16 protein-coding genes are annotated in these 16,734 nt (G+C 72.6%); 12 read left to right on the forward strand and 4 right to left on the reverse strand.

The annotated features are described in order from the left end of the window. Positions 1–103: 103 nt before the first annotated feature. A complete protein-coding gene (locus ACQEVC_RS33445) occupies positions 104–1,369 on the reverse strand; it encodes an alpha/beta hydrolase family protein (RefSeq protein WP_432885755.1) in 1,266 nt (421 codons plus the stop codon). A 197-nt stretch (positions 1,370–1,566) separates the two neighbouring features. Here ACQEVC_RS33445 and ACQEVC_RS33450 point away from each other — a divergent pair, with 197 nt between their 5' ends. The 4 genes from ACQEVC_RS33450 to ACQEVC_RS33465 all read left to right on the forward strand — a co-directional run bounded on the left by ACQEVC_RS33450 (position 1,567) and on the right by ACQEVC_RS33465 (position 5,299). Beyond that, complete coding sequence (locus ACQEVC_RS33450; protein WP_432885758.1) at positions 1,567–2,490, forward strand: ABC transporter ATP-binding protein; 924 nt, start codon at positions 1,567–1,569, stop codon at positions 2,488–2,490. Beyond that, entirely contained in the window at positions 2,487–3,311 is an 825-nt protein-coding gene (locus ACQEVC_RS33455) for a hypothetical protein (protein WP_432885760.1), read from the forward strand. Before ACQEVC_RS33450 ends, ACQEVC_RS33455 begins: the two co-directional genes overlap by 4 nt. Further along, a complete protein-coding gene (locus tag ACQEVC_RS33460) occupies positions 3,308–4,546 on the forward strand; it encodes a sensor histidine kinase (RefSeq protein ID WP_432885762.1) in 1,239 nt (412 codons plus the stop codon). The genes ACQEVC_RS33455 and ACQEVC_RS33460 overlap by 4 nt, the downstream gene beginning before the upstream one ends. A gap of 69 nt (positions 4,547–4,615) precedes the next feature. Beyond that, positions 4,616–5,299, forward strand: coding sequence for a response regulator (locus ACQEVC_RS33465; protein ID WP_432885765.1), 684 nt, complete (start codon positions 4,616–4,618; stop codon positions 5,297–5,299). 70 nt (positions 5,300–5,369) lie between these two features. Here ACQEVC_RS33465 and ACQEVC_RS33470 read toward each other — a convergent pair whose 3' ends face one another. Then, positions 5,370–6,203 (reverse strand): helix-turn-helix domain-containing protein, encoded by an 834-nt coding sequence (locus ACQEVC_RS33470; RefSeq protein ID WP_432885768.1) that lies wholly within the window; start codon positions 6,201–6,203, stop codon positions 5,370–5,372. Between the two features lie 510 nt (positions 6,204–6,713). On the opposite strand from ACQEVC_RS33470, the gene ACQEVC_RS33475 reads away from it, so the two are divergent. From ACQEVC_RS33475 to ACQEVC_RS33510, 8 genes are all read left to right on the forward strand, one after another. Continuing rightward, positions 6,714–6,965, forward strand: a complete 252-nt coding sequence (locus ACQEVC_RS33475) for a flavin reductase (RefSeq protein ID WP_318396565.1) — start codon at positions 6,714–6,716, stop codon at positions 6,963–6,965. A gap of 226 nt (positions 6,966–7,191) precedes the next feature. Continuing rightward, complete coding sequence (locus ACQEVC_RS33480; RefSeq protein WP_346256391.1) at positions 7,192–7,416, forward strand: hypothetical protein; 225 nt, start codon at positions 7,192–7,194, stop codon at positions 7,414–7,416. 10 nt (positions 7,417–7,426) lie between these two features. Then, complete coding sequence (locus tag ACQEVC_RS33485; RefSeq protein ID WP_432885771.1) at positions 7,427–8,473, forward strand: AAA family ATPase; 1,047 nt, start codon at positions 7,427–7,429, stop codon at positions 8,471–8,473. A gap of 88 nt (positions 8,474–8,561) precedes the next feature. Then, on the forward strand, positions 8,562–9,575 hold the full coding sequence (locus ACQEVC_RS33490) for a DUF58 domain-containing protein (protein ID WP_432885773.1): 1,014 nt from the start codon (positions 8,562–8,564) through the stop codon (positions 9,573–9,575). A gap of 13 nt (positions 9,576–9,588) precedes the next feature. Then, a complete protein-coding gene (locus ACQEVC_RS33495; RefSeq protein ID WP_432885776.1) occupies positions 9,589–10,548 on the forward strand; it encodes a VWA domain-containing protein in 960 nt (319 codons plus the stop codon). Positions 10,549–10,602: 54 nt separating this feature from the next. Continuing rightward, positions 10,603–11,496: a S1C family serine protease gene (locus tag ACQEVC_RS33500; protein WP_432891849.1), complete on the forward strand. Its 894-nt coding sequence runs from the start codon at positions 10,603–10,605 to the stop codon at positions 11,494–11,496. Positions 11,497–11,505: 9 nt separating this feature from the next. Next, on the forward strand, positions 11,506–12,186 hold the full coding sequence (locus tag ACQEVC_RS33505; protein WP_318396571.1) for a response regulator transcription factor: 681 nt from the start codon (positions 11,506–11,508) through the stop codon (positions 12,184–12,186). Further along, a complete protein-coding gene (locus ACQEVC_RS33510) occupies positions 12,186–13,490 on the forward strand; it encodes a sensor histidine kinase (protein ID WP_432885778.1) in 1,305 nt (434 codons plus the stop codon). Before ACQEVC_RS33505 ends, ACQEVC_RS33510 begins: the two co-directional genes overlap by 1 nt. A 100-nt stretch (positions 13,491–13,590) precedes the next feature. On the opposite strand, the gene ACQEVC_RS33515 is transcribed toward ACQEVC_RS33510, so the two are convergent. Further along, complete coding sequence (locus ACQEVC_RS33515; RefSeq protein WP_432885781.1) at positions 13,591–14,331, reverse strand: D-Ala-D-Ala carboxypeptidase family metallohydrolase; 741 nt, start codon at positions 14,329–14,331, stop codon at positions 13,591–13,593. A 221-nt stretch (positions 14,332–14,552) separates the two neighbouring features. Further along, a complete protein-coding gene (locus ACQEVC_RS33520; RefSeq protein ID WP_432885783.1) occupies positions 14,553–16,649 on the reverse strand; it encodes an MMPL family transporter in 2,097 nt (698 codons plus the stop codon). Positions 16,650–16,734 lie beyond the last annotated feature (85 nt).

Here is a 16,734-nt window from a genome sequence, read left to right on the forward strand (position 1 = left end):
CGGTGCCCTTCGAGCGGGCCGGATGCCGGACGGAAGGCCGCCTACACCTACGGCACCCACCTCGGCGTCGATTTCACGGCCACGCTCTCCAAGACGTAGGAGGCTAGGGGCGCACGAAGGTGACGTCGGGGTGCCGGGGCGACGGGTTCCACAGCAGCGGCTGCGGCTGCCCGCGCAGGTGCTGGTCGAAGAAGGCGGTGAGGTAAGCCTTCAGCGAGCCGACGATCCGGTCCGGGGCCACGGTGCCGATCGATCCCTCGACCAGCCCCGGCGGCAGCGGGAACGCCCCGGCGAGCTGCGACAGCAGTGCCTGGTGGTCGGTGAAGGTGAAGTGCTCCCCCTCGGCCACATAGAGGTCCAGTTTCCAGCCGGTGGAGTGCGCCCAGAAGTCCGCCCAGTCCCGGGCGTGCTGGTGGGTGTGCGGCGCCCCGGCGCTCTGCCCCGCCCCCATCAGCAGGAACGGCCGGTCCAACCCCTGGTGTACGACGTCGCCGAAGTCCCCGGCCGAGAAGCTGTACGCCAGGCTGCCGTCCATGTCCACCCCGGCGTCCAGCCGGCGGTCCACCAGCATCGTCTCGGCGGTGGTGAAGCCTCCGGCCGAGTGGCCGAACATGCCGACCCGGGACAGGTCCAGTGCGGCGCCGAGGCCGTGCGGCAGCCGCCGGTGCCCGGCGTCCGGGTTGCCGCCTCGGGCGAGGAGGGCGAGCCGATCGAGGACGAACCGGGTGTCCCGGACCCGGGTCTCGAGCATCCGGTGGTTGAGTTCGGTCGGGTCGATCTCGGGTAGCCGCTGCGTCTCGACCCGGCCACCGGGAAACTCGACCTCCGGCGTCTCGTACGTGTGGTCCACCGTCACCACCACGTACCCCCGGCTGGCCAACTCGGTCGCCAGCATGGTGCCGTGCGCCCTGGCTACGCCTCCTCCGGGCGAGAAGAGCACGACGGGGTGGCCGCCGAGCCGGGGACGTACCGGCACCCCGGCGCGGGCGTGGGTGGCGATACCGGCCCAGTCGACCTGACCGGCGGCCAGCCCGAGCTGCGCGTCGGTACGGTCGGCGAACCGCTGCGCGGCCAGCGGCGGGAGGTAGAGCGTCGGCTGCCCGCCGTGGGCGGTCAGCGCCGGGTACCAGAGGCTGACCATCAGTTCTCTCGGCCGACCTGCCACCCACGGGTCAGGGCGCTCGGCGTCGACCAGGTGCAGTTCGGTGCTGCCGACCGGGTACGCCCCGGTCGGTTGGGGCAGGCTGAGCCGCAACGGTGGTGCGGGTGCCCCGGTCCGGGCGAGAGCGGTCGGCGCGGCGGCCGGCACCGAGACCACCAGCAGCGCCACGAGCCCACCGAGCAGCCAGCGTCGGGAAGGTATTCGCATGACGGAAGACTGGCCCGCGCGGGTACCCGGGCACATCTGTCGAAGGTGGTCAGCGGAACCCGGAAAAATCTCAGGGTTGCCCCCGTCCGGCCGAGGCGGTGACGCTGCTCCGGACTGTTCGACAGCGGCCTCAGTCTCGGGGATGACAGTCCCGGGCCCGATGTGCCCACCTCGGCTCCTGGGCCATTCTTCGGGCCATGATCGAGGTATGTGACCTGACGAAACGCTATGGGGACACGGTCGCCGTCGACGGGCTCTCCTTCGGGGTGAAGCCCGGCCAGGTGACGGGTTTCCTCGGCCCGAACGGGGCAGGCAAGTCGACCACGATGCGCGCCCTGCTCGGACTGACCCGACCGACCCGGGGTGCGGCGCTGATCGGCGGTCGGCCCTACCGGGAACTGGCCGAGCCGTTGCGGCAGGTCGGAGCCCTGCTCGAAGCGAGGGCGGTGCATCCGGGGCGGACGTCGTACCATCACCTGCTGGGGCTGGCCCGCAGCAACCGGATTCCGGAGACCCGGGTCCGGGAGGTGCTCGAAACGGTCGGCCTGGAGAGCGTGCCTCGGCGACGCGCCGGCACCCTCTCCCTCGGCATGGCCCAGCGGCTCGGCGTCGCCGCGGCGCTGCTCGGCGACCCGCCGGTACTGCTGCTCGACGAGCCGGTGAACGGGCTCGACCCGGAGGGCATCCGCTGGATCCGTGACTTCATGAAGCGGTTGGCCGCAGAGGGTCGGACGATCCTGGTCTCCAGCCACCTGATGAGCGAGATGGCACTGACCGCCGACCACCTGATCGTGGTCGGCAAGGGTCGACTGCTGGCGGACAGCTCCCTCGAAGCGTTCATCGCCGCCAATTCGCGTTCCTACATCCGGATCCGTACCCCCGAGCCGGAGCGGCTTCGGGACGTACTGGCCGGGGCGGGTGTCCGGGCCGACACCGGTACCGATGCGATGTTGGAGGTGACCGGTGTACCGGTCGAGACCGTGGGCGCGCTGGTCGCGCAGAGCCGGGTGACGGTCCACGAGGTGAGCGTGCAGTCGGCGTCGCTGGAGGAAGCCTTCATGCGGCTCACCGCCGACTCGGTGGGCCATCGGGCGGAGCGGTCGACCGGAGGGACGCAATGAGCATGGCAACCACCGGATCGGCCGTCGGATCGGCCTCCGCGCCGGCCACCGCCTCGGCCCTCGGATCGGCAATCGCGTTCGAATGGACCAAGGCCCGTACCCTGCGGTCCTCGCTCGGGTCCCTGGTGCTGTGCTTCGTGGCGAGCGTCGGCATCGCCCTGCTGTTCGGGATGGTGTTGCGCGGCGCGTACGACGGGATGAGCCCGGAGGGGAGGGCGTCGTTCGACCCGGTCGGGTCGGGATTCAACGGTCTCCGGCTCAGCATGATCGCCTTGGTCGTCTTCGGTGTGCTGCTGACCAGCGGCGAGTACGCCACCGGGACGATCAGCTCCTCGCTGGCGGCGGTACCCCGGCGTGGTGTGTTCTACACCGCGAAGGTGGTCACCGGGACGTCGATCGCGTTTGTCGTCGCCGCCGTCGTCACCCTCGGCACGTTCTTCACCGCGCAGGCGGCCATCGGCGGTGCGCACAACGCGGCCGTCACCGACGACGGCGTGCCCCGGGCGATCATCGGTGCCGTCCTCTACCTGACGTTGGCGTGCGCGTTCTCGATGGGGCTGGCGACCATGCTGCGCAGCTCGGCCCTGACGCTGGGTATCCTGGTGCCGATCTTCTTCATGGGTTCGGAGATCCTGAACAACCTGCCGAAGGTGCGTACCGTGGCCCAGTTCCTGCCCGACGCGGCCGGCAGCATCATCCTGCGCCGGGAACCGCCCGACGATACTGTCCTCGGCCCGTGGACCGGGATCGGCGTGCTGCTGCTGTGGACGCTCGCGGCCGTACTCGGCGGCTATCTGAGCATGCGGCGCCGGGACCTGTGAGCTGGGTCGACCGGCCAGGTCACCGACGACTGGTCGCGCTGGACTGCCTCGGCGCGGCCGGTTACGTCGGGGTGCTCCTGCTGCTGCGGCACACCCAGGGGTACGCCCCGGCGGAACTGCCCGGCTGGGCGGCCGATGCGCTCACCGCCGCGATCGGGCTGCCGCTGGCCGTACGGCGGCTGTGGCCGTTGCCGGTGCTGGCGGTGGTCCTGAGCGCGTCGGTGCTGGCGCTGCCGCTCGGGGTGCTGACGGACCCGTTCCTCGGCACGGCGGTGGCGCTCTACACCGTCGGGGTCGCCGCAACGGGGCGGCGGTGGGCGCTGGCCGCCGTCCTGACGGCGCTCGGGATCGCCGGAACGGTACCGTCACGCCCCGCCAGCGGCGTGCACGCGTACTGGTGGCAGGAGGGGCCGGGCCTGATCATCATCGGTTGGCTGCTCGTTGGCGGCTCGTGGCTGCTGGGCAGCGCCGTCCAGCAGCAGCGGACCACCGCGGCCCGGGCGGCCGAGCAGTTGGCCCGGTCGGCGGTGACCACGGAACGGTTGCGGATCGCCCGGGAGTTGCACGACATCGTCGCGCACAGCGTCGGCATCATCGCGGTCAAGGCCGCGGTCGCCAACCACGTGGTCCGGACCCGACCTGCCGAGGTGGCCGATGCGCTGCGGGTCATCGAGGAGACCAGTCGGAACGCCCTCGTCGAGATGCGGCAGATGCTCGGGGTGCTGCGCTCGGAGGCGTACAGCGACGGGTCGACGACGCAACGGCCGGCGGACGGGGCAGCGCCGGAGCTGGCACCGGCGCCGGGGCCGGCGGGACTTTCCGCGCTTGCCGAGCGGGCGGCGGCCTCCGGCGTACGGGTGGAGTTGACGATCGACGGTGTGGAGCAGGTGTCCGAGGCGATGGGGTTGACGATCTACCGGATCGTGCAGGAGTCGTTGACGAACGCCGCCAGGCATGCGGCGCCGACCCGGTGCCGGGTGGCGGTCGAGGCGGTCGGAGCCGAGGTACGGATCCAGGTCACCGACGACGGGCGCGATGGCGGTACCCGTGAGGCCGGTGGGCAGACCGGTGCCGGACTCACCGATGCCGGGCACGGCCTGACCGGTATGCGGGAGCGGGTCCTGATGTACGGCGGGCACTTCGCCGCCGGGCCACGGCCGGAGGGTGGTTATCGGGTCACCGCCCGGATCCCCTTTCGCCGGGTCGGCGATCGATCCAGGGACGGCCATGAGTGAGCGCAGCGAGCGAATCAGCCAGCCCTGTCCCAGGACTCGTGCCGCCGACGAGCGAACCGAGGAGCGGGCATGAGTGATGCCGTCCGGGTGCTGGTTGCCGACGATCAGGCGCTGCTGAGGGGCAGCTTCCGGGTCCTGATCGAGGACGAGCCGGGCTTCGTGGTGGTCGGCGACGCGGACACCGGTCACCGGGCGGTGGAGCTTGCCCGGCTGACCGCTCCCGACGTCGTACTGATGGACGTCCGGATGCCCGAGCTGGACGGAATCGAAGCCACCCGAAGAATCTGCGGTTCGCCGGAGACGGCAAAGGTCCGGGTGTTGATGCTCACCATGTTCGATCTCGACTCGTACGTCTACGCCGCGTTGCGGGCCGGGGCGAGCGGCTTTCTGCTCAAGGACACCCCGCCGAGTGATCTGTTGTCGGCCATCCGGGTGGTCGCCGCCGGTGAAGGCCTGCTGGCTCCGTCGGTCACCCGGCGGCTGATCGCGGAGTTCGCCCGCAACCACGAGCCGGTCGGCCCGTTCGGCGGGCGGATGGCGGACGTCACCGGACGGGAACGGGAGGTCCTCGTCCTCGTCGCCCGGGGGCTCTCCAACGCGGAGATCGCGCAGCGGCTGCGGGTCAGCCTCGCCACCGTGAAGACCCACGTCAGCCATCTGCTGACCAAACTCGACGCCCGCGACCGTACCCAACTGGTGATCGCCGCGTACGAGTCGGGACTGGTCTCCCGACGGACAGGGTCGACAAGTTGATCTCACACTAGCTTGCTGATCGAGCTGCCCGAGCCGTCGCATCGGGTGCTCTTGATCCACACAGCGCCGGTCAGATCCACTTCTCTGCCACTTCCTTTATCAACTCGGCGGACTGCTGCCACGGAAGGGCCTCGCTCCGAACGGCCTCCCATGCCCGCTGTAGTACCGCCAGGTCCTCCGGGTCTTCGATCACCTGCCAACTCAACTGGTTGTCGAGGTAGCCAGTCTCGGTCCGGTCCCGCGCTGTGGCGATCGCGAATGGTCCGTTCAGTCCCGGATACGCGCCGGCCGATATCGGAACGACGTGTAGCCGCACATGCGGCAGGGCGCATGCGGCGAGCAGCGCGTCCAACTGTTCACGCATGACAGCCGGCCCACCGACAGGGCGGTGCAACAGCTCCTCGTCGAGTACGGCCGTGAGGTCCACCGGATTGTCCCGGGTCAGCAACGTCTTGCGGGCGAGGCGCATGGTGAGCCGGCGCTCCGCCTCCTCAAGGTTGGTCAAGCCCGCCTCGGTCAGCACCGCTCGGGCGTACGCCTCGGTCTGCAACAGGCCGGGCACGACCAGAGCCTGGAACGACCGCAGCGACACCGCCCCCTCCTCGGCGGTCCACCAGTCAACGAACCACGGCGACGAGCCGAGGCGGACGGCGAGGCGGCCGAGCGCGCCACCGGTCTGTAGGGCGCCGTCGACGGCAACCCAGAAACCGGGCGGTGGTTTGCGACGGCCGCTTTCGATCATGCCGATGGTGGAGGCGGCCCACGGAATATGGCGGGCCAGATCCTCCTGCGTCATTCCGCGCGCATCCCGGGTCAGTCGCAACTCGTCGAGCAGATAGCGAATTCGATCATCCATAATCACACCGTCCTCACAGGTCCGACCGGCGCGCCACACACCGAACACGATGTGCCCTGAGCAACCACAATGCGGCGCGATGCCTTCCGAGGATAGGGCCGGTCGGGCCACTGTGGAAGGGAGGCGCCCCCGCTCGAAACCAATTCCGGGAAGGTGACTGAAGGCCGGGCGAGGGCTGCCGCGGGGGTGGCGCCGGAAGGGAACAGGGAATCCGGGCGCCGCCCCCGCTTCCATTTCCGAGAAAGGAGGAAACGATGATTCCGGTGGGTCGAACAAAGCCGCGCCATCGCCGGGACTGGCGGCGGCTCTGGCGGTATTGCCGATGCGGGTTTCGCTGGCGCTGCCCGGACTCCGTCGCACTCGTCCCGAGGCCGTATCCGCCGCCACCGCCGCCGCGCGTCCGTGCCGCGAACAGCCGGTTCCCGTTCCGGACCTCGCCGACCGGCTCGCCCGAGATCGGCCGCGTGGGTGCGACCCCGGCGCAGACCCGCCGGGCGGACCGGGGCGGCCGGGCGGGACGCCGGCTGCGATGAGCCGGTACGAGTCCGGCGGCACACCGTGACCCGGCCGATCTTCGCCCGCCGCCGCCCGCACACCCACACCCGCCCGCTCTTCCTCTGCCGCGCCTGTGGGGCGAAATGGCCCTGTCAGCCGGCCCGACTCGTCCTGCTGCATATGTACCGGGACGACCGGCAAGGACTGCGGCTGCATCTCGCCCGCACGATGCTGACCGCCCTGGCCGACCAGCCGGACAGCGACGCCCTCACGCTGGCCGTGCATTTCCTCGGCTGGCTACCCCCGAAGAACTGACGCCTCATCACCCGACCGGCCCGCCCCGGGTCGCCGCCTTCCCCCATGGCGGCCCGGGGCGGGCCCGTCCCCACTACTCGGCGGGCGCCCGCCGAGGGCGAACCGACCTTCGGCTCCTTTTCGGTCCTGCCTGATGTCATGGCTTCCATCGGGCGCCCGGTTCTCCACTCTCCCCTGATCCGGGCGCCCGCCCTGAGCACCAACTTCGACGGAAGGAACAGGGACCATGCGGATCAAGCGGATCGCCGGACTGACCCTCGCCGGTGCCGCGGCCGTCACGGCCGTCGGCATCGCCACGGCGGCGTACGCCGACGACCCGGCCGGCTCGGAGAAGACCGTACGGATCGTCACCGAGAACAACGGCAACGTCTTCGGCACCTCGACCGACGTGGCCGAGGACTGCCCCGAGAAGAACGGCGGCGCGGCCACGCCCGCCGAAGCCGGCCTGTGAGGTACCGCCGATGAGCATCACCGCTGCCGGGCCGGAGGCGGCACGCGTCCTGCCGGAGGCGCCGCACATCGCGCTCGAACAGGCGATGTTCGAGGTCAAGCGGGTGATCGTCGGGCAGGACAGGTTGGTGGAGCGGCTCTTCACCGCGTTGCTGGCCGACGGGCACTGCCTGCTGGAGGGCGTACCGGGGGTGGCGAAGACACTCGCCGCGCAGACCCTGGCCGTCGCGGTGGGCGGGAACTTCTCCCGGATCCAGTTCACTCCGGACCTGGTGCCGTCGGACATCGTCGGTACCCGGATCTACCGCGCCTCCTCGGAGAGCTTCGACGTGGAGCTGGGTCCGGTGATGGCGAACCTGGTACTGGCCGACGAGATCAACCGGGCGCCGGCGAAGGTGCAGTCGGCGTTGCTGGAGGCGATGGCCGAACGGCAGGTCTCGATCGGCGGCCGGAGTTACCCGGTGCCCGAGCCGTTCCTGGTCCTCGCCACCCAGAACCCGATCGAGTCGGAGGGGGTCTACCAGCTACCGGAGGCACAACGCGACCGGTTCCTGCTGAAGATCCTCGTCGACTACCCCACCGACGACGAGGAGCTGGGCATCCTCTACCGGATGGGCACCACCCGGCCGGAGCCGCGCACCGTGCTGGACCCGGCTCGGCTGCGCGCCCTCCAGGAGCAGGCGCGTGGGGTTTTCGTGCACCACGCCATCGCCGAGTACGTGGTGCGGCTGGTGGTGGCCACCCGGCACCCGGACCGGTTCGGCGCGGGCGACCTCTCGGCGCGGCTGGCGTACGGGGCGAGTCCGCGGGCCACCCTCGGGCTGGTCGCCGCCGCCCGGGCACTGGCCCTGCTGCGGGGCCGGGAGTACGTGCTGCCGGCCGACGTGACCGAGCTGGCGGTCGACGTACTGGCGCACCGGCTGGTGCTGTCCTTCGACGCGGTCGCCGACGGGATCTCGGCGGAGTCCGTGGTACGCCGGCTGGTCGCCGCGGTACCGCCGCCGCAGATCGCCCCGCAGCAGGCGGAGCAGCCGCATCAGGCGGAGCGGGCGGCGTGAGTCGCCGCCGACCGGGCGGGCGTGGCGGGCGACGGTGGTCCCGCCGCCCGCCCCGCCGGACGGACCGAAGGAACAGGAGACGCGCGCGATGAACGAGGGATACGCCACGGTGCACCAGCTCGCGCCGCACCGCCGGCTGCGCCGGCTGGAACTGGCGATCACCCGGCGGCTCGACGGGCTGCTGCACGGTCAGCACCTGGGCCTGCTGCCGGGGGCCGGAAGCGAGCTGACCGGCAGCCGGGAGTACCGGCCCGGCGAGGACGAGGTGCGCCGGATGGACTGGGCGGTGACCGCGCGTACCGGGGTGCCGCACGTCCGGGAGGTGGACGCCGACCGGGAACTGACCACCTGGCTGCTGGTCGACTCCACCCCGAGCATGGACTTCGGCACCGCCGAGCTGGAGAAGCGGGAGTTGGCGGTGGCCGCCACGGCCGCGATCGGCTACCTGACGGCCAACTTCGGCAACCGGCTCGGCGGGCACCTGCTCGGCGCGGACGGGATCCGGCGCTTTCCGGCGCGTACCGGTCGGGAGCACCTGCTCGGCCTGCTGCACACGCTGCTGGCCGCGCCGCGCGGCCCGGCCGGGTCCCGGCCACCGGCGCTGGCGGAGGCGCTGGCCGGGCTGCACCGCGCGGCGCCGCGCCGGGGCCTGGTGGTGGTCGTCTCCGACTGGCTCGACGGGCTGCCGGAGTCCGCCGGCGACCCGACCGGCCGGGACGCCGCCGACGAGCGGCCGGAGTGGGAGGCCGAGCTGCGCCGGCTCGCCGTCCGGCACCAGGTGCTGGCGGTCGAGGTGACCGACCCGCGTGAGCTGGAGTTGCCGGACGTCGGGCTGATCACGTTGGTCGACCCGGAGAGCGGGCGGCGCCGCGAGGTCTCCACCGGCAGCCGGCGGCTCCGCGAGCGGTACGCCGAGGCGGCGCGTCAGCAGCGGGCACTGGTCCGGGCGGCACTGCGCAGGGCCGGTGCGGCACACCTGGCACTGCGTACCGACCGGGACTGGGTGACCGACATCGTTCGGCACGTGTACGCGCAGCGCCGCCTCGCGGCGGCGGCCCGTACCCCCGGCCCGGCCGGCGGTCCGAGCGGCGGCGCGGCGTGAAGGAGGAGGAACGATGACGCTGGAGAGTCCGGGCCGGCTGTGGCTGCTGGCCGGGGTGGTGGCGCTGGCCGTGGCGTACCTGGTGATGCAGCGCCGCCGCAGCCGGTACGCCGTCCGCTTCACCAACCTGCGCCTGCTGGACCGGGTGGCGCCGAGCCGGCCCGGCTGGCGGCGGCACGTGCCGGCGAGCCTCTTCCTGGCCATGCTGGGGCTGCTGGTGGTCGGCTTCTCCCGCCCCACCGACGAGGTACGGGTGCCGCGCGAGCGGGCCACCGTGGTGATCGCGGTGGACGTGTCGCTGTCGATGCTCGCCGACGACGTACCGCCGGACCGGCTCAGCTCGGCGAAGGCGGCGGCCCGGGAGTTCGTCGACGGGCTGCCCGAGGAGTTCAACGTCGGGCTGGTCGCCTTCGCCGGCAACGCCTCGGTCTTCGTCGCACCGGGTACCGACCGGCAGATGCTGGACGCCGGCATCGACCGGCTGGCCGAGGGCGGCACCGGGCAGCAGGGCACCGCGATCGGGGACGCGATCGCCACCGCGCTGGAGACGATCGCCACCCTGGACGGGCAGGCCGCCGAGGATCCGCCGCCGGCCCGGGTGGTGGTGCTCTCCGACGGCGCCAACACCTCCGGCAGCGATCCGGAGGAGGCGGCGGCCGAGGCGGCGAGTGCCGGGGTACCGGTGGACGCCATCGCGTTCGGCACCTCGGACGGGGTGATCGAGCAGGGCAACCGGCCGATGACCGTACCGGTGGACGGCGAGACGCTGCGGATGGTCGCCGAGCGGACCGGTGGCGGCTACCACGAGGCGGGCAGCAGCGACGAGCTGCGGGCCGTGTACGCCGACATCGGCAGCTCGGTCGGTTACACCCTGGAGCGGCAGGACGTCTCCGCCCGGTTCATCGGGATCGGCCTGATCCTGGCGCTGCTCGCCGCCGCCGCGTCGATGTTCTGGTTCGCCCGGATCCCCTGACCGGGCAGGTATTTCCACAGTGGAGGGAGTGGCGGAGAGATGGAGCACGCAGAGATGACGGCGGCGCCACCGGGACTGGGCCGGCCCCGGGGACCGGGCTTCGTCTCCCCGGCGCTGGACGCCTGGCCGGCGCCGGTCACCCCGGTCGGCGTACCCGATGGGGGGCCGGCGGCCGGCGCGGCGCGGTGGCGGCGGATGTTGCTGGCCGGGCTCGCCGTGGTGGCGCTCTCGGCCGCCTCCGGCGCGCTGGCCGGCGGATACGTGGCGGCGGACGAGCCGCCACCGGCGGCGGAGTTGGCCGGTCCCCCGCCGGCCACTCCGTTGTCGCCGGCGCCCGCGCCGAGCGGCGGAGCGGTGCCGAACGACCTGATCGGGGCCGCGGCCACCGCGCTGCCGGGGGTGCTGTCGGTGCGGGCCGGCCGGGCCGGCGGATCCGGCTTCGCCGTCGACGAGCGGCACGTCATCACCAACAGCCACGTGGTGGCCGGCGCCACCACGGTGAGCGTGGTCGGCCAGGACGGCCGGCGGCTGGCGGCCGAGGTGGTCGGCCGGGACCCGGGCAGCGACATCGCGGTGCTGCGGGTCAGCTCGGCCGGAACGCTGCGGCCGCTGCGGCTCGCCGCCGCCGACGTCCGGGTTGGCGAACCGGTGCTCGCGGTCGGCTCCCCGCTGGGGCTCTCCGGCACCGTCACCGCCGGCATCGTCAGTGCGCTGGACCGGCAGGTACGACTCGGCAACAGCGGTGCCCGGCAGAGCGCGATCCAGACCGACGCCTCGATCAACCCCGGCAACTCCGGCGGACCGCTGGTGAACGCCCGGGGCGAGGTCGTCGGGGTGAACACCGCGATCGCCACCCTGGACGGCAGCGGCAACATCGGCATCGGCTTCGCGATCCCGATCGACCGGGCCCAGCGGGCCGCCGAGCGGATCATCAGGAACGGCGGATAGCGTCGGATCATGCGGTTACTGGTGGTGGAGGACGAGGAGGACCTGGCCGACGCGGTGCGGCTCGGCCTGGTCCGTGCGGGGTACGCGGTGGACGTCGCCGCCGACGTCGCCGGAGCGTACGAGCGGTTGGCGGTCAACGCGTACGACCTGATGCTGCTCGACCTGAACCTGCCCGATGGCGACGGGTTCGCGGTCTGCCACGCGATCCGCCGGGGCGAGGTGCCGGTCGAGGGCGGCAGCGACCTGCGGGTACTGATGCTCACCGCCCGGGGTGCGCTGCACGACCGGGTACGCGGGCTGGACGAGGGCGCCGACGACTACCTGGTGAAGCCGTTCGCCCTGGCCGAACTGCTGGCCCGGGTACGCGCGCTGCTGCGCCGGGACTCCGGCGGCGGGTCGGCGGTGTTGCGGGTCGGCCCGCTCCACCTCGACGTGGCCCGGCAGGAGGCCAGCCGGGACGGCACCCGGCTGCACCTGACCCGCAAGGAGTTCGGGGTGCTGGAATACCTGATGACCCGCCCCGGTCACGTGGTCTCGGCGGAGGAGCTGCTGGAGCACGTCTGGGACGCCAACGCCGACCCGTTCACCCAGACCGTCCGGGTCACCGTCGGCACGCTGCGCCGCAAGCTCGGCGGCGAGGCGATCGAGACCGTCGTCGGGCGCGGCTACCGGCTGCGGGAGACGGCGTGATGTCCGAGCCGGAGGTCCTGGTTTCGGGCGACGGCGTGACGTCCGGGCCGGGGACACCGGCTGCCGGAGGCGGCGTGCTGTCGACGCCGGGCCGGCGGTTGCGCCGCTGGCTGCCGTTCGTGCAGTCGATCCGGTTCCGGCTCACGGTGCTCTATTCCACGCTGCTCTTCGCGCTGGCCGGGGCCGGACTCGCCGTCACCTACCTGGCGGTGGAATACAGCACCAACCCGAAGCCGATCACCAACCAGTACGAGGCGGACGTGGTGAAGCACGGCAGGACGGTCGGGACGCTGACGGTGGCCGAGGTGGACGAGATCGAGTCGGAGGTCAACTTCCGCACCCTGGAGACGTTGCGCAACTACTCGCTGATCGCGCTGGCCGGGCTCTTCGTGGCCAGTCTCGGCATCGGCTGGGTGCTCTCCGGGCGGGCGCTGCGGCCGGTGGGCGCGATCGCGCGTACCACCCGGGAGATCCAGGCCACCGACCTGTCCCGGCGGATCCGGCTGGCCGGCGCCCGGGACGAGCTGCGCGAACTCGGCGACACCATCGACTCGATGCTGGACCGGCTGGAGGAGGCGTTCCGGACCCAGCGCCAGCTCATCGACGACGCGTCGCACGAGTTGCGCAGCCCGCTGGCGATCATCCGGGCCAACCTGGACGCCTCGCTGCTCGACGCACCGGACGCCACCGACGCGGAGCGGGTCCGGGCGGTCGCGGTCATCGACCGGGCCACCAACCGGATGTCCCGGCTGGTCGAGGACCTGCTCGCCACGGCACGCCGCCGGGCGGACGCGCTCGCCGACACCGACGTACTGCTCGGCGAGGTCGCCCGGGAGGCGGGCGAGGAGTTCGCCGCGGTCGCCGCCGCCCGTCAGGTCAACGTCGCGTACGACGTCAGCCCCGACCTGCTGCTGATCGGCGACCACGACGCGCTGCGCCGGGCGGTCGGCAACCTGCTCTCCAACGCGGTACGGCTCTCCCCGGCCGGCGGCACGGTCACGGTGGCGGCGGGGCGGATCGGCGGCTGGCTCTGGGTCGGCGTCGCCGACGAGGGACCGGGGATCGCCACCGCCGACCAGTCCCGGGTGTTCGACCGGTTCTGGCGCGGGCGGGCCGATCCGGCGGCCGGGTCCGAACGGCGTACCGGGCTGGGGTTGGCGATCGTCCGGCAGATCACCGAGTCGCACGGCGGGCAGGTGGCGCTCTTCTCCTCGGTCGGCCGGGGCAGCACCTTCGTGCTGTGGCTGCCGGCGGCGGACCGCACCGACGACGCCGAGCCGCCGTCGTCGGATCCGCTGACCTGATCCCCTGCGGCGCGGGCGGGGCCCTTCCGGGTCGGAAGGGCCCCGCTGTCAACGCTGGGCCGCCGCTGCCCGTCGCGCGGACGGGCGTCCGGCGGCGCGGTCAGGAGACGCCGCAGGAACTCGCCGACCAGGTACGGATCGGATCGTGCGCCACGTGGGTGTGGTCGCTGTGTCCGGGGTAGCCGGGGCCGAGGATCTCCCGCCAGCCGTGGTTGCGGGCCTGCTGGGCGAGCCGGCACAGGCTGTGCGGCGAGACGCCGAGATCGACCGCGTCGCCGTAGAGGTGCCGGCTGCTGGGCGACCCGCCGACGGCGTTGTTGCAGGCGTGGCTGCGGAACGCGCTGGTGACCCGGATCCGCTGGTCGCCGAGGGCGTGCCGCATGGCCTGGAGCTTCCACATGTTGACCAGGGCGTTGAACCGGGCGGTCGCGGCCGGGACCGCGCCGCCGGACCAGTCCGAGTTGCAGTTGTTCAACTCGGCGTAGGTGAAGTTGATCGGGGTGCAGTCGTCGTCCTGGAGCGCGTAGATCCGGTTGAACGTCTGCTGGCCGGCGATGCCGTCGGCGCCGAGCCCGTACGCCTGCTGGAAGCGGACCACCGCGGCCCGGGTGGCCGGCCCGAAGACGCCGTCGAGGACCAGTACCGAGTTGTAGCCGGGGTAGCCGGCGACCCGGATCTGCAACTGCCGTACGTCCTCACCGGACATTCCCTCGGAGAGGGTCCGGCCCCAGGTGTAGCAGCCGTCGGCCTGGGCGGGGCCGGCGGTGGTCACGGTGGCGACGAGGGTGGCCGCGGCCGCCATGGTGAGCGCCGCGAGGATTCTGACGGTACGTCTGAACAAGGGGTCCTCCATACCGAGCGGGGGTTTGAATATCGACGAGGATGGCTGCTAGTCGATCACAAGTCAATATCTTCCGATGACCTTTTGCGATACGGCAGTTTCCTTCACCCGTCGGAGGCACCCCGTTCACCGCCCCGCCGCCACCGGATCCTGGTGGCGGCGGGGCGGTGCCGGACCGGAGCCCGGGCGGCTACCGGAGCCGGACCCCGGAGCCCGAGCGGCTACCGGAGCAGGGCCGGGACGGGTTCCGGCGGTGCCGGCTCGGCCTCCCGCACCTCGATCCGGGCGTGCAGCCGGCGCAACGGCCCCGGAGCCGACCAGTTGTACCGGCCGAGCAGGGTCATGGTGGCCGGCACCAGCAGCATCCGGACCACGGTGGCGTCCAGGGCGATCGCCAGCACCAGGCCCAGCCCGATCGCCTTGATCGGGGCGAAGCCGCCGACCAGGAACCCGGCGAAGACCACCACCAGCAGCAGCGCCGCCGAGGTGACGATCGCACCGGTCCGCTGCAACCCCTCGGCCACCGCCCGCTGCGGATCGGCGCCGGCGAGCCAGCGCTCCCGGATCCGGGACAGCAGGAACACCTCGTAGTCCACCGAGAGTCCGAAGGCGATCGCGCCGACCAGTACCGGCACGGTGAGGTGGGTCGAGTCGAGCCGTACCGTGCCGAGCAGGCCGGCCAGGTGGCCCTGTTGGAAGACCCAGACCACCGCCCCGAGCGCGGCACCGAGGCTGAGCACGTTGGTCAGGACGGCCTTGATCGGCAGCAGTACCGAGCCGGTGAGCGCGAAGAGCAGCGCCAGGGTGGCGAGCACGACCACCAGGACCGCCCAGGGCAGCCGGTCGGCGAGCATCTGGCGGTAGTCCACCAGCCGGGCGGCGTCGCCGGTGACCACCACCTCGAACGGCGCGGGCAGCGCCCGGATCGCGGTGACCGTGTCCCGGGCCGCCGCCTCCTCCGGCGGTGCGGCCGGCGCCGCGCGCAGTACGGTCAGCCCCGGACCCGCCGGCGCCGCCTCGACCCGGGTGACTCCGGGTACCGCGGCGACCCGCTCCTGCCACCGGGCCAGCTCCGGATCGGTGGACGGCGCCGAGGCCAGCACCACGATGTCGCTCGGGGCGGTACGGTCCGGGAAGTGCGTGCCGAACGCGTCCCACATCTGCCGGGTCTGGGTGCTGGTCGGCAGCAGCCGGGGGTCCCCGGTGGACAGCCGCAGATCCAGCACCGGCACGGCGAGCGTACCCATCACCCCGACCGTGGCGACCAGGGTCAGCACCGGCCGGCGCTGGACCAGCCCGGCCACCCGGGCGAACACCCCGACCTTGGTACGCGGCTTCGCCGCCGGGATCCGCCGGCCCACCAGCACCAGCAGCGCGGGTAGCAGGGTGAGCGCCGCCAGCATGTCCACCGCGACCACGGCGGCACCGGCCAGCCCCATCGAGCGGAGGAACGGGTCCGGGAAGACCAGCAGGCCGGTGAGCGCCACCGCCACGGTCAGCCCGGCGAACAGCACGGTACGGCCGGCGGTGGCCACCGTCCGGGCGACCGCGGTCGGCACGTCCGGCGCGGTGACCCGCTCCTCGCGGAACCGGCTCACCATCAGCAGCGCGTAGTCGACCGCGAGCCCGACCGCGAGCATCGTGGTGACCTGCACGGCGTAGACCGAGACGTCGGAGACGAGGCTGAAGGCGTAGAGCAGGCCGAAGGTCCCGCCGATGCCGACCACGGCCACCAGCAGCGGCAGCCCGGCCGCGACCAGGCCGCCGAAGATCAGCAGCAGCAGTACCAGCACCACCGGCATGCTCAGGGCCTCCGCCCGGGCCACGTCCCGCTGGGCCTGCGAGTTGAACTCCTGGTCGGTGATGGGCCCACCGCCGACCACCACCGACGGCGCCTCGATCCGGTGCAGCCGGGCCGCCGCCGCCTCGGCCGCCTCGGTCTCGTCGTCCCCGGGAGTCAGGGTGACCGAGATCAGCAGTGCCTGCCCGGTTGTCGTCGACGGGATCGGGTCGGAGACCTCGGCGATGCCCGGCATGGTGCGTACCTCGGCGATCGCGGCGGCGGCGCTGGCTCGGACGGCCGGATCGGTGGCGGGTCTGCCGGTGACGACGGCGGTGATCCGGACCGGCTCGGGCGGGGCGTCGGCCAACCGCTGCTGGGCGACGTCCGACTCGCTGCCCGGCACGCCGCCGACGTCGGAGACCAGGCGGTCGAACACTCCCACTCCGACCCCGAACCCGCCGACCAGGACGGCCAGCCAGAGCAGGAGTACGACGACGGGACGCCGGATGGCGTACCCGGTGATCAGACGTGACATGGCGTTCTCCAATATGGACCTCCCGCCTCCGGGAGCTGCCATGATGGTGGTCCGGGAGGCGGTCGCGCCGGATCGCCGTACGGAG

The sequence above is a fragment of the Plantactinospora sp. CA-294935 genome, from assembly GCF_050936445.1.
GTDB lineage: Bacteria > Actinomycetota > Actinomycetes > Mycobacteriales > Micromonosporaceae > Plantactinospora.

What these genes read in the sequence shown, in the direction of transcription:
- ACQEVC_RS33445 (WP_432885755.1), bottom strand. Translation starts at nt 1,369, where the DNA reads ATGCGAATACCTTCCCGACGCTGGCTGCTCGGTGGGCTCGTGGCGCTG.
- ACQEVC_RS33450 (WP_432885758.1), top strand. Translation starts at nt 1,567, where the DNA reads ATGATCGAGGTATGTGACCTGACGAAACGCTATGGGGACACGGTCGCC.
- ACQEVC_RS33455 (WP_432885760.1), top strand. Translation starts at nt 2,487, where the DNA reads ATGAGCATGGCAACCACCGGATCGGCCGTCGGATCGGCCTCCGCGCCG.
- ACQEVC_RS33465 (WP_432885765.1), top strand. Translation starts at nt 4,616, where the DNA reads ATGAGTGATGCCGTCCGGGTGCTGGTTGCCGACGATCAGGCGCTGCTG.
- ACQEVC_RS33480 (WP_346256391.1), top strand. Translation starts at nt 7,192, where the DNA reads ATGCGGATCAAGCGGATCGCCGGACTGACCCTCGCCGGTGCCGCGGCC.
- ACQEVC_RS33485 (WP_432885771.1), top strand. Translation starts at nt 7,427, where the DNA reads ATGAGCATCACCGCTGCCGGGCCGGAGGCGGCACGCGTCCTGCCGGAG.
- ACQEVC_RS33490 (WP_432885773.1), top strand. Translation starts at nt 8,562, where the DNA reads ATGAACGAGGGATACGCCACGGTGCACCAGCTCGCGCCGCACCGCCGG.
- ACQEVC_RS33495 (WP_432885776.1), top strand. Translation starts at nt 9,589, where the DNA reads ATGACGCTGGAGAGTCCGGGCCGGCTGTGGCTGCTGGCCGGGGTGGTG.
- ACQEVC_RS33500 (WP_432891849.1), top strand. Translation starts at nt 10,603, where the DNA reads ATGACGGCGGCGCCACCGGGACTGGGCCGGCCCCGGGGACCGGGCTTC.
- ACQEVC_RS33505 (WP_318396571.1), top strand. Translation starts at nt 11,506, where the DNA reads ATGCGGTTACTGGTGGTGGAGGACGAGGAGGACCTGGCCGACGCGGTG.
- ACQEVC_RS33510 (WP_432885778.1), top strand. Translation starts at nt 12,186, where the DNA reads ATGTCCGAGCCGGAGGTCCTGGTTTCGGGCGACGGCGTGACGTCCGGG.
- ACQEVC_RS33520 (WP_432885783.1), bottom strand. Translation starts at nt 16,649, where the DNA reads ATGTCACGTCTGATCACCGGGTACGCCATCCGGCGTCCCGTCGTCGTA.